At 66.8% G+C, this 12,879-nt stretch carries 13 protein-coding genes and 1 rRNA gene; 6 read left to right on the forward strand and 8 right to left on the reverse strand.

Annotated features, from left to right (window positions below; all coding sequences use genetic code 11):
• Positions 1-2: 2 nt before the first annotated feature.
• On the reverse strand, positions 3-1,838 hold the full coding sequence (lepA, locus tag IEZ09_RS27320; RefSeq protein ID WP_189256626.1) for a translation elongation factor 4: 1,836 nt from the start codon (positions 1,836-1,838) through the stop codon (positions 3-5).
• Between the two features lie 236 nt (positions 1,839-2,074).
• Between lepA and IEZ09_RS27325 the strand changes: the two genes are divergently transcribed.
• The 4 genes from IEZ09_RS27325 to IEZ09_RS27340 are packed head-to-tail and all read left to right on the forward strand — an operon-like array spanning position 2,075 to position 4,283.
• A complete protein-coding gene (locus IEZ09_RS27325) occupies positions 2,075-3,355 on the forward strand; it encodes a protein-glutamine glutaminase family protein (RefSeq protein ID WP_189256627.1) in 1,281 nt (426 codons plus the stop codon).
• Positions 3,356-3,369: 14 nt separating this feature from the next.
• Positions 3,370-3,624 (forward strand): hypothetical protein, encoded by a 255-nt coding sequence (locus IEZ09_RS27330; protein ID WP_189256628.1) that lies wholly within the window; start codon positions 3,370-3,372, stop codon positions 3,622-3,624.
• A gap of 4 nt (positions 3,625-3,628) precedes the next feature.
• Positions 3,629-3,832, forward strand: a complete 204-nt coding sequence (locus IEZ09_RS27335) for a hypothetical protein (protein WP_189256629.1) — start codon at positions 3,629-3,631, stop codon at positions 3,830-3,832.
• Positions 3,833-3,860: 28 nt separating this feature from the next.
• Positions 3,861-4,283, forward strand: a complete 423-nt coding sequence (locus IEZ09_RS27340) for a type II toxin-antitoxin system PemK/MazF family toxin (RefSeq protein ID WP_189256649.1) — start codon at positions 3,861-3,863, stop codon at positions 4,281-4,283.
• Here the strand turns inward: IEZ09_RS27340 and IEZ09_RS27345 are convergent.
• The 5 genes from IEZ09_RS27345 to IEZ09_RS27365 are packed head-to-tail and all read right to left on the reverse strand — an operon-like array spanning position 4,268 to position 8,767.
• On the reverse strand, positions 4,268-4,444 hold the full coding sequence (locus IEZ09_RS27345; protein ID WP_189256630.1) for a DUF397 domain-containing protein: 177 nt from the start codon (positions 4,442-4,444) through the stop codon (positions 4,268-4,270). The two genes, IEZ09_RS27340 and IEZ09_RS27345, sit on opposite strands and share 16 nt — an antisense overlap.
• Positions 4,419-5,267, reverse strand: a complete 849-nt coding sequence (locus IEZ09_RS27350; protein WP_189256631.1) for a helix-turn-helix domain-containing protein — start codon at positions 5,265-5,267, stop codon at positions 4,419-4,421. Before IEZ09_RS27350 ends, IEZ09_RS27345 begins: the two co-directional genes overlap by 26 nt.
• 58 nt (positions 5,268-5,325) lie before the next feature.
• Positions 5,326-6,168, reverse strand: coding sequence for a transglutaminase family protein (locus tag IEZ09_RS27355; protein ID WP_189256632.1), 843 nt, complete (start codon positions 6,166-6,168; stop codon positions 5,326-5,328).
• 3 nt (positions 6,169-6,171) lie between these two features.
• Entirely contained in the window at positions 6,172-7,119 is a 948-nt protein-coding gene (locus IEZ09_RS27360) for an alpha-E domain-containing protein (RefSeq protein ID WP_189256633.1), read from the reverse strand.
• A gap of 13 nt (positions 7,120-7,132) precedes the next feature.
• Complete coding sequence (locus tag IEZ09_RS27365; protein WP_189256634.1) at positions 7,133-8,767, reverse strand: circularly permuted type 2 ATP-grasp protein; 1,635 nt, start codon at positions 8,765-8,767, stop codon at positions 7,133-7,135.
• Between the two features lie 90 nt (positions 8,768-8,857).
• Here IEZ09_RS27365 and IEZ09_RS27370 point away from each other — a divergent pair, with 90 nt between their 5' ends.
• Complete coding sequence (locus IEZ09_RS27370; RefSeq protein WP_189256635.1) at positions 8,858-11,056, forward strand: KAP family P-loop NTPase fold protein; 2,199 nt, start codon at positions 8,858-8,860, stop codon at positions 11,054-11,056.
• Here the strand turns inward: IEZ09_RS27370 and IEZ09_RS27375 are convergent.
• Complete coding sequence (locus IEZ09_RS27375; RefSeq protein ID WP_189256636.1) at positions 11,053-11,874, reverse strand: SMP-30/gluconolactonase/LRE family protein; 822 nt, start codon at positions 11,872-11,874, stop codon at positions 11,053-11,055. The two genes, IEZ09_RS27370 and IEZ09_RS27375, sit on opposite strands and share 4 nt — an antisense overlap.
• A 67-nt stretch (positions 11,875-11,941) precedes the next feature.
• Between IEZ09_RS27375 and IEZ09_RS27380 the strand changes: the two genes are divergently transcribed.
• Entirely contained in the window at positions 11,942-12,586 is a 645-nt protein-coding gene (locus IEZ09_RS27380) for an HAD family hydrolase (RefSeq protein WP_229813002.1), read from the forward strand.
• Positions 12,587-12,664: 78 nt separating this feature from the next.
• Here IEZ09_RS27380 and rrf read toward each other — a convergent pair.
• Positions 12,665-12,781 (reverse strand): 5S ribosomal RNA (gene rrf, locus IEZ09_RS27385).
• Positions 12,782-12,879: the final 98 nt, after the last annotated feature.

Consider the following 12,879-nt stretch of genomic DNA (forward strand, 5'->3'; position numbering starts at 1 on the left):
GCCTACTTCTTGCCCTTCGGCTCCTCAGTGGACAGTGCGGCGACGAAGGCCTCCTGCGGCACCTCGACGCGGCCGACCATCTTCATGCGCTTCTTGCCTTCCTTCTGCTTCTCCAGCAGCTTGCGCTTGCGGGTGATGTCACCGCCGTAGCACTTGGCGAGAACGTCCTTGCGGATCGCGCGGATCGTCTCGCGCGCGATCACGCGCGAACCGATCGCGGCCTGGATCGGCACCTCGAACTGCTGCCTCGGGATCAGCTCGCGCAGCTTGGTCGCCATGCGCGTGCCGTAGCCGTACGCGTGGTCCTTGTGCACGATCGCGGAGAACGCGTCGACGGCTTCGCCCTGCAGCAGGATGTCGACCTTGACCAGGTCGGCCTCGGCCTCGCCGGACTCTTCGTAGTCGAGCGACGCGTAGCCGCGCGTGCGCGACTTCAGCGAGTCGAAGAAGTCGAAGATGATCTCGCCGAGGGGCATCGTGTAGCGCAGCTCGACGCGGTCCTCCGACAGGTAGTCCATGCCGCCGAGCTGACCGCGCTTGGACTGGCAGAGCTCCATGATCGCGCCGATGTAGTCGGACGGCGCGATGATCGTGCACTTGGTGACGGGCTCGTACACCTCGGCGCGCTTGCCCTCCGGCCAGTCGGACGGGTTCGTCACGACGTGCTCGGTGCCGTCTTCCATGATCACGCGGTAGACGACGTTCGGGGCCGTGGAGATGAGGTCGAGGCCGAACTCGCGCTCCAGGCGGTCGCGGGTGATCTCCAGGTGCAGCAGACCGAGGAAGCCGCAGCGGAAACCGAAGCCCAGCGCGGCGGAGGTCTCCGGCTCGAACGTCAGCGCCGCGTCGTTGAGCTGCAGTTTCTCCAGCGCCTCGCGCAGCTCCGGGTAGTCGGAGCCGTCGACGGGGTAGAGGCCCGAGTAGACCATCGGGCGCGGCTCGCGGTAACCCGCCAGCGGCTCGGTGGCGCCCTTCTTCTCGGACGTGACCGTGTCGCCGACCTTCGACTGGCGGACGTCCTTCACGCCGGTGATCAGGTAGCCCACCTCGCCGACGCCGAGGCCGCGCGACGGCTTCGGCTCGGGCGAGATGATGCCGACCTCGAGGATCTCGTGGGTGGCACCCGTCGACATCATCTTGATGCGCTCGCGCGGCGTTATCTTGCCGTCCACGACCCTGATGTAGGTGACGACGCCGCGGTAGGTGTCGTAGACCGAGTCGAAGATCATGGCGCGCGCCGGGGCGTCAGCCTCGCCGACCGGGGCCGGCACCTGCCTGACGACCTCGTTGAGCAGCTCGGCCACACCGACGCCGGTCTTCGCCGAGACCCGCAGCACGTCCTCCGGCTCGCAGCCGACGATGTGCGCGATCTCCTTCGAGTACTTGTCCGGGTCAGCGGCGGGCAGGTCGATCTTGTTCAGCACCGGGATGATGGTGAGGTCGTTCTCCATCGCCAGGTACAGGTTCGCGAGCGTCTGCGCCTCGATGCCCTGCGCGGCGTCGACCAGCAGGATCGCGCCCTCACACGCCTCCAGCGCCCGCGAGACCTCGTAGGTGAAGTCGACGTGGCCGGGCGTGTCGATCATGTGCAGAACGTGGTCCTGCCCGTCGACCTGCCACGGAAGGCGCACGTTCTGCGCCTTGATGGTGATGCCTCGCTCCCGCTCGATGTCCATGCGGTCGAGGTACTGCGCGCGCATCGCCCGCTCCTCGACCACGCCGGTGAGCTGCAGCATCCGGTCGGCCAGCGTCGACTTGCCGTGGTCGATGTGCGCGATGATGCAGAAGTTCCGGATCAGCTCCGGCGACGTGAACGTCGTGTCGGCGAACGTGGTCAAGGTGGTCCTCAGCAGGAAATCGGACGGGTGTCCCCTTATGGTCCCATAGTTGCCGACCCGCCCTGCACCACTGGTCCGGGCCCGGCCCCGCCGCACCGGCCCTCCGCACGTCACTCCGATGGCCGAACCAATAGCAGAATGACATGGGCTTTCGGCTCTGTGTGCGTAATGCCCTCCCGCAATAACATTCTCCGGCCCGCACCGAGGGAAAGATCGCGGGCAGGGGAGGTCGTGCGATGCCGCGCGAAAACGTTCTGGTCGAAGAAGTCAGCGAGTTGCCGGCCGAGGTGACCGCGGAAACGCGATATCGCGCCGTGGTTTTCGAGAGCGGGAGCACTGCCCGGCTGGATCTCGATGATTCCCGCGCGGGGAGTTGGCTGGCCGCGCTGGACGAGATGCGCACGGCCGGGCTGGCTGCCTACGTGGAGCTCGACCCCGCCACGGGAGTGATCACCGAGGTGCTGTGCCCGTTGCCCGTTGTGGTCGGTGAGCTGCGAGAACAGGACGACGGGGTGGACGTCGAGCTGGTCGTCTCGCAGGCGCGGCACCGGCTGTCGCGGGACAACCCGGAGTTCGGCGAGCTGCTCGCCGCGCTGCGCCGGGCCCACGAGAGTCAGGAGCCGGTGCTCGTCACGGAAACGCTCGACGAGCACGAGATCATCGATGTCCGGCCCGACCCAAAAGTACGCTCGGAAAGCGTGGAAACAGGTGACAGCGAAGTTCTCGGCACACCGGTGACGCTCGCCAAGGCGAACGAGATGTTCACCCTCGTCAACAACCGAACGGCGTGTTCCGCGAATCCGATTCCACCTGGAATTCCGTTCACCTATCCCGACGACGGGTGCTGGGGGCGGGCGCACGAGATGTGCCGGTTGATGATCGCGGCCGGGGTGCAGCCGGACAAGGTGTGGATCTACGGCAACCTGCACGTGGTCAGCTTCAACAAGCCCAACTGCAACGTGTACTGGGGCTGGCACGTGGCACCGACGCTCACGCTCACGACCGGTGAGACGTACGTGGTCGACCCGGCGCTCTTCCCGAACCCGGTGCCGCGCGCGACGTGGGCGTCGGTGCAGGGCGACCCCGCCGCGAGCCTCGTGCCGACCGGCGCGGACGTGTTCCACCGGTCGATCGGCGGTGGGCTGACCTTCGACCCGACGTACAGCCAGACGAACTCCGTGCTCGCGACGTACCGCGCCCAGCTGCAGCTCAGAGCGGCCGGGGCGAGCGGGCCGCCGCCGTACTTCAACTGCCTGACCCGGCCGCCTCGCACGCAGTGGTTCGGGACCATCGCGGGCAACACGAGCCAGCGGTGGTTCACCTTCGGCTGGCCGGCGAACTGGCACGTGCTGTGGACGATCATGCCGACGCTGATCTGCCCCGGCACCCCGACGCTCTCGTGGTCGGTCGCGGTCGAACGAGCCAACGCCACCCAGGCGACCTACTGGATCACCGTGACCAACTCCAGCCCGCACCCGGTCCGCTTCGAGGGCCGCTACGACGTTCTCAGCACCTGATCGGGGAAACCGCCATGTGGACCGGAACGCAGTTCAGCGCAAGCCTCGCACCCAACACCTCGCACCGGTGGTTCACCTGGGGATGGCCGGTCGGGTGGCACGTCGTCTGGTACGTCATGCCCACGTCCGCGGTGTCCGGCGCACCGCAGCTGGACTGGGACGTCGCCGTCGAGCGGGCGAGCTCGACCCAGTGCACGTACTGGATCACGGTCAAGAACCTGACCGGCGCCACGGTCACCTTCGACGGCCGGTTCGCGGTCCTGTCCTGACCACGTGAGGGGAATCAACGTGCGCATCGTGATCGAGCTCGACGTCACCGAGCAGGATGTCGTGATCAGGGTCAACCGGGAGGGCCAGACGGCTGTGGTCAAGTCCGTCGGACCCGCCGCCACCTCCGCGGGACAGGCTTTCGCCACACCCGCGCAGGACGGCGGCACGACGGACGCCGGCCCGGCCCCGGAGATCAACGAGGAGTGACCTGCTCGTCTAAGGTGCCTCCGTGCTGATGAACGGTGAGGACCCCCGCCCGGCTCGCGGTGCGGTCCGGGAGATCTACGACGCCGCCGACGCCGCGAAGCTCGAGTACGAGCCCTCGATGGACGGCGACGCCGACCCCGGCGAGGTCGTCTGGGCCTGGGTGCCCTTCGAGGAGGACGCGTCACGCGGCAAGGACCGCCCGCTGCTCGTCGTGGGCCGCGCGAACGGCGAGCTGATCGCGCTGATGCTCTCGTCGAAGGAGCCGCGCGACGACTACCTGGAACTGGGCTCAGGCGCGTGGGACCGCGACGGCCGCCCGTCCTACCTGCGGCTCGACCGGGTGTTCGCCCTCGACTCGGACGACGACATCCGGCGCGAGGGTGCCGTGCTGGCCCCCGCCGCCTTCGGTCAGGTCGTGGACGCCCTGCGCGAACGTCACGGCTGGCGCTGAACGAACGCACGCCACGCGGGTGCGCTGAACGTCAGCGTGCCCGCGTCGGCGTTCTTGGAGTCACGAACCAGCACGTCCTGAGCGAACGAGATCTCGACGCACTCGCCTCCTTCGGTGGCGTTGCTGTAGCTGCTCTTACGCCAGACGCGGTCCTCGGCCATCAAAGAATTCCTCTCGCGGTGGACTGACGTACTCCGCCAGCTTCCTCCGCGATTGTTCCGCATCCAACGCGACCTCGGCCAAGTGATCGAAGAGCAGCCTGGTTCGTGCGATCGCTCCGGGGTCTTGCACGAACATGTGCGCAAGATCGGTTTCGCTGAAGGCCACCGCTTTCGACTTCTCGTACTCCCACAGCACGCATCCCGAAGAGGGAACCACGACGTCCAGCGGCACGATGCGGACGATGTCCGTGTTGAACATCAGCCGAGCGAACTGATCCTCCATGATCTTGTCGTCACCGATCCGCTGCAGCAGCGCTACTTCATGGACGTAGAACAAGCAAGTCGGCCGATCGTGTCGTCGGAGGATCGCCTGACGCTCGATGCGGACCTGCACGTTCGCCGGAATCCGCTCCTCGGCCACGAATCCACCGAGCCGGTAGTACGCGTCGGCGTACTCCGGCGTCTGCATCAGGCCCGGCACTGTCTGCGGGGTGTAACTGGTGATCGTCTTGGCGGTGGACTCGGCGAACGCGACCGTGCGGAGGTTGTCGTGCACCTGGACGATGTACTCGTCGAACGCGTCCTTGTACTGGCGCCGGAAGTTTTCGAAGAAGTCGATGTCCTTGCCGCACATCGTCAGGAACTGCACCAGGTCGATCTCGCTGGCGCGCGCCTTGCCCTTCTCGATGTTGGTCACCTTGCTCGGGTGCCAGCCCAGTCGCATTGCCATCTGGGCGCCGCCCAGGTCGGTGCACGTCTCCCTGAGGCGGCGCAGCTCGTCACCCAGAGCCCTGCTGCACACCGTCGCCGTGATCACAGTCATAGGCCGACGCTAGGCCTTGCCCCGGCTCCAATGAACAGGCTCGTTCGGGTGAAAACCGTCAGGCGAGGCGCGTGATCTCGACCGTCACTTCCAGCGCGGTGGCCGCTCCTCCTGAGTAGATCCCCTTCAACGGCGCCACATCCGAGTAGTCACGCCCAAGTGCCACCCACACGTGCCGTGGCCCAACGGGGATCGCGTTGGTCGGGTCGTACCCCCACCACCCACCGGTCCACGCCTCGATCCACGCGTGCGACTCGCCACGCACGGTCTCTCGCGGCGCACCGTCCTTCTTCGTGTGCAGGTATCCGGACACATAGCGCGCCGGAATCCCCATACCCCGCAACAACACCAACGTCAGATGCGCGAAGTCCTGGCAGACGCCTTTGCGTTCCTGCCACGCGTCCACGGCCGAGCTGTGCACACCGGTCGACCCGGGCTGGTACTTCAGCTGCTCCCACACCCACTCCGAGGCGGCCAGCACCGCGTCCGACGGCGAGTTGCCCTTCCGCAACTCGCGCGCCTTGGCCAGCAGCTCACGGTTGCGCGGCGTGTAGCGCGTGGGCTCCAGGAACTCCGTGTACCGGTCGATGAGGCTGTCCTCGCGCAGGTCCGCCCACGAACCCGAAGTCACCGGCTCGATCTCGGAGCTGGTCTCCACCACCGACGACGCGACGACCTTCAACTCGGTGTGTGGCGCGTGCAGGTCGAAGGACGTCACCTCCGTGCCCCAGTAGTCGGTGTACCGATACGCGCGGGTGGCCGGGTTGGTTTCAACGCGCGAGACCACGACGTTCTGCCGTCGATCGCCACGCGGTGTCAACCGCGCCTCGTTGTACGACTGCACCACCGGCGCCTCGTAGCGATACCCGGTCGTGTGCACAACACGCACTCGCCAGCTCATAGGTCAGCCCACCTCGGTGTTCGTCCAGGCGACCCACGGCGCCGAGTGGAAGTACTGCTGCGACACGGCCTCGCCGACGTCCCGCACGGTCTTCTGCAACGCAGCCAACCGCTTCGGCAGGTCGGGCAACAAATCATGGGGCCGCAAGAACTCCAGGTCACTGCGGGCCTTGCCGAGCAACCGCAACGCCTCCGCCCGCGCGCCGACCCGCACCGACGGCTGGTTCTCCAACTGCTCCAAGCACGACTCGGCCTGCCGCAACGCGTGGAACACCGACCGCGGAAACAGCCTGTCCAGCAACAGGAACTGCACAACCCGCGACGCGTCCAACGCCCCGCGATACGTCCGCAGATACGTGTCGTGCGCACCGGCCGACCGCAAAACCGTTACCCAGCCAGGAGAAGAGGCCTTGTCCCCGACGCGCGCCAGCAGCAGCCGCACGATCATGTCCACCCGTTCGACGGACCGCCCGAGCACCAGGAACCGCCACCCGTCGTCCCGCGACATCGTGGAGTCGGCCAGCCCCGCGAACATCGCCGCCCGTTCCTCCACGAAGCTGAAGAACGCGTGCGGCCCCATCGTCCGCGCGTAGGTCTGCCGTTCCGCGACGGCGTTCCACATCGCGTTGAGGCACTCCCACATCTCCGTCGACACGACCTCGCGCGCACCACGGGTGTTCTCCCGCGCGCTGTTGACGGAGCTGACGATCGAGCTGGGGTTGTCCTTGTTGTACGCCACCAGTTCGGTCAACGACCACACGTCGAACTGATCGGCCCCGACCGGCGGCGTGATCCCGAGAACCGTCAGCAGCTGCCGCGACGTGGCGTCCGGGTCCACCGTCGCGTCTTCCAGCAGCTGATGCACAGACACGTCCAGGATGCGCGCCGTGTCGTCCGCCCGTTCGACGTAGCGGCCGATCCAGTACAGCGACTCCGCGTTGCGTGCCAGCATTTCGCGCGCCTCCCTACTGCTGCTGTTGTTGCTGTTGCTGGGACGTGGTCAGCTCCGGCCCCTGCTCGGCAGCCGCAGCCTCCATTTCGGACGGTCCGGCCAGTCCCGGCTCCGCCAGCTCACGTTCCTGCGTCGACGACTTCGCCGCCAGCACCCAGGTGTCCTTCGACCCGCCGCCCTGCGACGAGTTGACCACGAGGCTGCCCTCCGGCAACGCCACCCGCGTCAGCCCGCCGGGCAACACGAAGATGAAGTTCCCGTCGTTGACCGCGAACGGCCGCAGGTCCACGTGCCTGGGCGCCAGCTTGTCGCCGACCTTCGTCGGCACCGTGCTCAACTGCACCACGGGCTGCGCGATCCACCCGCGCGGGTTGCTCTTGATCCGCTTCCGCAGCGACGTGAGCTCCTTGGCGCTGGCGTCGGGCCCGAACACGATCCCGTACCCGCCCGACCCCTCAACGGGCTTCACGACGAGCTCGTCGAGGTGGTCCAGCACGTGCGCCCGCTCGTCCGGCAACCAGCACCGGAACGTGTCGACGTTGGGCAGCAACGCCTTCTCGCCCAGGTAGTACTGCAGGATCTCCGGCATGTAGGTGTAGACGAGCTTGTCGTCCGCCACCCCGTTGCCGACCGCGTTCGCGATGACGACGTTGCCCGCTCGCGCGGCATTGAGGAGGCCGGCGATGCCCAGCACCGAGTCCGGCCGGAAGTGCACGGGATCCAGGAAGTCGTCGTCGATGCGCCGGTAGATGACGTCGACCTGCCGCTCCCCTTCCGTGGTGCGGAGGTACACGAAGTTGTCGCGGCAGAACAGATCCCGCCCCTCGACCAGCTCCACACCCATCTGCCGCGCGAGCAGCGAGTGCTCGAAGTAGGCGGAGTTCGCCAGACCCGGCGTCAGCACCACAACGTTCGGATCCGCCGCGTTGGGCGCCGCGGCGTTGCGAAGCGCACGGAGCAGATGCACCGCGTAGTCGCCCACCGCGCGCACGCGATGCCGTGCGAACAGATCGGGGAACACCCGCGCCATCGTCCGCCGGTTCTCCATGACGTAGGAGACGCCGGACGGGCACCGAAGATTGTCCTCGAGAACCCGGAACGTGCCCTGCTCGTCCCGGACGAGGTCGACACCCGCGACGTGGATGCGCACCCCGTTCGGCGGGTTGATGCCGGCCGCCTCCCGGTGGAAGTGCTCGCACGACGTGATGAGACGCCGCGGCAACACTCCATCCCGGACGATCTGCGCGTCGCCGTAGATGTCCGCGAGGAACATCTCCAGCGCCCGCACCCGCTGCACAATGCCTTTTTCGAGCTTCGACCACTCGCTCGCGGTGATGATGCGCGGGATGAGGTCGAGCGGGAACGGCCGCTCCTGACCGCTGAGACTGAACGTGATGCCCTGGTCGACGAACGCCCTGCCCAGCGCTTCGCTCCGCGCGTTCAGCTCGTGGACCTGCGACGGAGCGACCGACTCGTACAGCGCGCGGTAGGCGGACCGCACGCCGTTGTCGGTGGAGAACATCTCGTCGTACGCCCCCGCGTGTGGCCGCGCGGGGTTGAGATAGCCGTTGAACAGCTCACCGAGCCTCGGCGTGGTGACCGTGCGGCTGCGGCGCAGTCCTGAGGTGCGGGCTCGGCGGCGTTCCATGGTCCACATCTTCACCCCTGTTACGCCGATCGCGCACTAGTCCGTCCAGACAGAAACCTCCCGGAAACGAAACTCGGTACTTTGCCAGGCGTGAGCTCCGCTGAACCGCTGGATCCGATGCCCATGCGCATGAGGCTCGAACGCGTCGTCGAGTTCGGCGAGCCCATCACACAACTCGGAGTCACCCCGGATCCACTGGAGGGTCCGTGGATTGTGATCATCGGGGCCAGCACCACAGTCATCGTGCACGCCTACACGGGCGAGGGCGTCGGCGTCCGCGGGGGCATGGCGCACCGACCTGGGTTCACCGGAACCTCGCCGGTGACGCTGAGGGGCATCACCGCAGAAGCGGTCGGCGGCGATGTCGCCCTGTCCACCGGCAATTTGCTGCGTGCGCACGAGACCGACATCACCGCGATGGGTGTCTGCGGGGCACTGCTCATGACAGCAAGCGAGGCCGGCAACATCAAACTGTGGGACGTGCGCAGCGGCCTGCAAGTGCGCGTCGCCGCGCAGCAGAGTCCCATCACCGCCCTGCTCACCTACCGAGGACCAGACGGACGGCCACGCATCGCGTCCGGCGGGGACGAAGGCAGGATGTACGTCTGGGACCCGTCACTGCCGCACGTTCCCCAGATCGGTCCTGTGTCAACCCGCGGGTTCAACGACCGCGTCGCGCAGGAGGACCTGCTCGACCGCGGCACCCTGGTCGAAGCCCTCAGGGACGTGCTGCGGCCGGATGACGACGACGGACCCACCGTGATCACGGTGGAAGGTGCCTGGGGTTCGGGCAAGAGCACGCTGCTCGAACTGGTCAAGAACCGGTTGCACACCCAACCCACCACGGTCGGGCGGCGGCTCAGGTTCACCGTGTCCCAGGCGGACTGGATGCTGTACCGGCCGCCGGCGGGGATGCCGCCGCCGAAGCAGCGGCCGACGAAGATCAAGCCGATGATCAAGCCGCTGGTGGTGTCGTTCAACCCCTGGCGGCACCAGTCGAGCGAGCAGGTGTGGGCGGGGCTCGCGAAGGCGGTGACCGAGGCCGCCGAGTCGGCGATCCTGCCGCACCAGAACAACCGCGAGCGTTACTGGTTCGCCCGCAACGCCCGTCGGGTCGACCGCCGGCATCTCCAGCGCCAGCTGTGGAAGCGGATCTTCTCGCCGCTGTTGTCGTTCGCGGGTCTAGGTTTCGGGCTGTCGCTGCTCGGCGGGCTGACCAAGCTCAACGTCGGTTGGGCGTGGTGGGCGACCGCCGGTCTCGCGGTCGCCGGCGTGCTGCACACCGGACTGCGGTACCTGTTCGGCAAGGCGTCGGCGTTCCTGCCGGGCGAGCTGTTCGCCGGGCCGGTCGCCAGCAACGCTTTCTCCGGCACCACAACGGATCCGTTGATCCGCGACCCGTACTACAACGCCCGGTCCGGCTACCTCTACCTGGTGCAGCACGACATCCGCGAGTTGCTGAAAGACCTGGAAGCTCACAGGTATCGGGTCATCCTGCTGATCGACGACCTCGACCGGTGCACGCCACGCACCACGGCCCAGGTGTTCGAGGCGATCAACGTGTTCCTGTCCGACGACTTCCCGGCCACGAGGTTCGTGCTGGGCCTCGACACCACAGTCGTCGCGGCGCACGTCGACAACGCCTACAAGGAACTCGCCGACGCCAAGATCGTGACGCACCCGGACGACCCGAGTCCGGGATGGACGTTCCTGCGCAAACTGGTGCAGCTCCCCGTCCGACTCCCTCGCACCACCGAGGACAACGTCGACCGGATCCTGCTGGCCCAGCTCGGGCCGGTGCACCGCGACGATCCCGACCCGGCGCCCACCCAGTCGGATCTCCCGCGCCTCGAACCCGGCGAGCTCGACGGGTTGCTGAACAAGCTCGACGTCGAGAACGTCGTTGTGGTGATCGAGCAGCATCCCGAGGTGCGCGAACACCTCCGGCGGCGGCTCAGGGCACAACCGGAGCAGTCGGTGCGCGAGGAGAAGCGGCTGCTGAACGTCTGGCAGTTCTACCTGCGTGTGCTCATCTCGATGGACGTCGAGCAGGCCGGCCACCTGGTCGCCGTCGCCGAGATCGCGGTCAGGTGGCCCGCGTACCTGCACCGGCTGCGCGGTGGGTGGCTGGACCTGGCCGACGCGGTCGACGACGACGTCCGGTGGGGCGCGACGATCGCCAAGCTCGGGTTCGCCCACTCGGATCGCAAGGCGGCGGCGAACCTGCGCGAGCTGCTCCGCGACTGCGATGCGCAAGCGGTTGCGGGGCTGGCGAACAGGCTGTTCTAGAGGCGGACCTTCAGGACCGTGCCCGAGGCGTGGGTGACGAACATCGTCTTGGTGCCTGGGAGGAAGCGGGCGGCCGTCGGGTTCTTGAGGCCGGTGAGCAGCGTGCAGTGCGCGCCGGTCCACGGGTCGACCTTGATGAGCTCACCGCTGGTGAAGGCCGTGACGTAGAGCTTGCCGTCGGGGCCGACGGCAAGGTCGTCGAGGTTCTTGTCCGGAGCGCCGAGTTCGATGCGCGTCTGGCGGTTGCCGGTGATGCGGACGATGGCGGACTGCGGGTCGATGACGATGTTGGTGAAGACGGTGTTGCCGATGGTGACGATGCCGTTGGGGTAGGCCAGGTCGATGTGGCGGACCAGGGAGCCGCGGCGATCGAACTCGTACAGGCCGGTGAAGGGGTCGGAGACGTAGAGGTGGCCGCGGGAGTCGAACTCGGCGCCGTTGGCGGAGCTCAGGGTGTCGCCGCCGATCCAGACCTCGGGTTTCGGCGTCAGGCGGACCACGCCGGACGGTTGGGGGCGGGTGTCCGGGCCGTCGTTGCCGAAGTTGACGTAAAGCAGGCCGTCGCGACCCTTGCGGATGGCGCCGGGGGCTCGGAGGTCGTGTTTTTGCAGGAAGGTGCCGTCCAGGCGGTACTGCTCGACGGCGTTGCCGGTGAGGTTGGAGAGCCAGATCGTGTTGCCGTCGAACTCCAGGTTCTCGTACCAGGTGGTGGCGGTGTGGAAGGTGGAGACGGCCGGCGTCGAGCAGCGGATCGGGGAGGCGTTGGCGGGTGCGGCGGTCAGGGACATCACTAGGCACAGCAGCGCGAGGATCCTCATGCACTCGACGCTAGGGACGCGAACGGGCGCGGCGCATCGGATTTTCCGATGATCGAGGAGGATGAGGGTGGTGAAGCGCTACATACTGTTCGATCACGACGGCGTTCTGGTGGACACCGAATTCTGGTACTTCCAGGCTGGAGCACGCGCTCTTGCCGAGATCGGGGTGACCCTGGACGAGGACCAGTACCTCAGCGACATGGGCCAGGGACTGGGGACCTGGACCCAGGCCAAGGCAGCAGGTGTCGACGAGGAGACCATCGCCAGGCAGCGCGCGGTCCGGGACGCCTACTACCAGGAGTATCTGAGAACCGAGTCGATCGAGACCGAAGGCGTCGTCGACACCCTGGCCGAACTGTCGAAGTTCGTCCGCATGGCCATCGTGACCACCGCGAAGCGCGCGGATTTCGACATCATCCACGAGAAGCGCCGGATCTGTCAGTTCATGGACTTTGTTCTTGCACGCGAGGACTACACGCTCGCCAAGCCGCACCCGGAGCCGTACCTGACCGGCCTGGATCGGATGGGGGCGAGCAGGGAGGAAACTCTGGTCGTCGAGGACTCGGCTCGAGGGCTGCGCTCGGCAGTGGCAGCAGGTATCGACTGTGCGGTAGTCCACAATGAATTCACCAAAGGGCAGGACTTCTCCGGAGCACGTTATCGGATCCAGACCCTGGCGGAATTGAAGGAAATCATCCTGAATTCAGGATGAGAGTCTGCGCGGCGTTGGAACGTGAAAAAGCCCTGCGGGGAGTCGCTTTTGGCAACTCGACCCGCAGGGCCACATTAAGTTCGGCGGCGACCTACTCTCCCACACCGTAACCAGTGCAGTACCATCGGCGCAGAAGGGCTTAACTACCGGGTTCGGAATGGGACCGGGTGTTTCCCCAACGCTATAACCACCGAAACACTATGGAATTCAACCCAAACCCCGAGCAGGGGCTCGATCGGTTCTGGTTGTTCTTCCAGAACCGCACAGTGGATGCGTAGCGTCTTCGTAACAAG

It is taken from the genome of Lentzea flava, assembly GCF_014648475.1.
In the GTDB taxonomy this organism is placed as follows: domain Bacteria; phylum Actinomycetota; class Actinomycetes; order Mycobacteriales; family Pseudonocardiaceae; genus Lentzea; species Lentzea flava.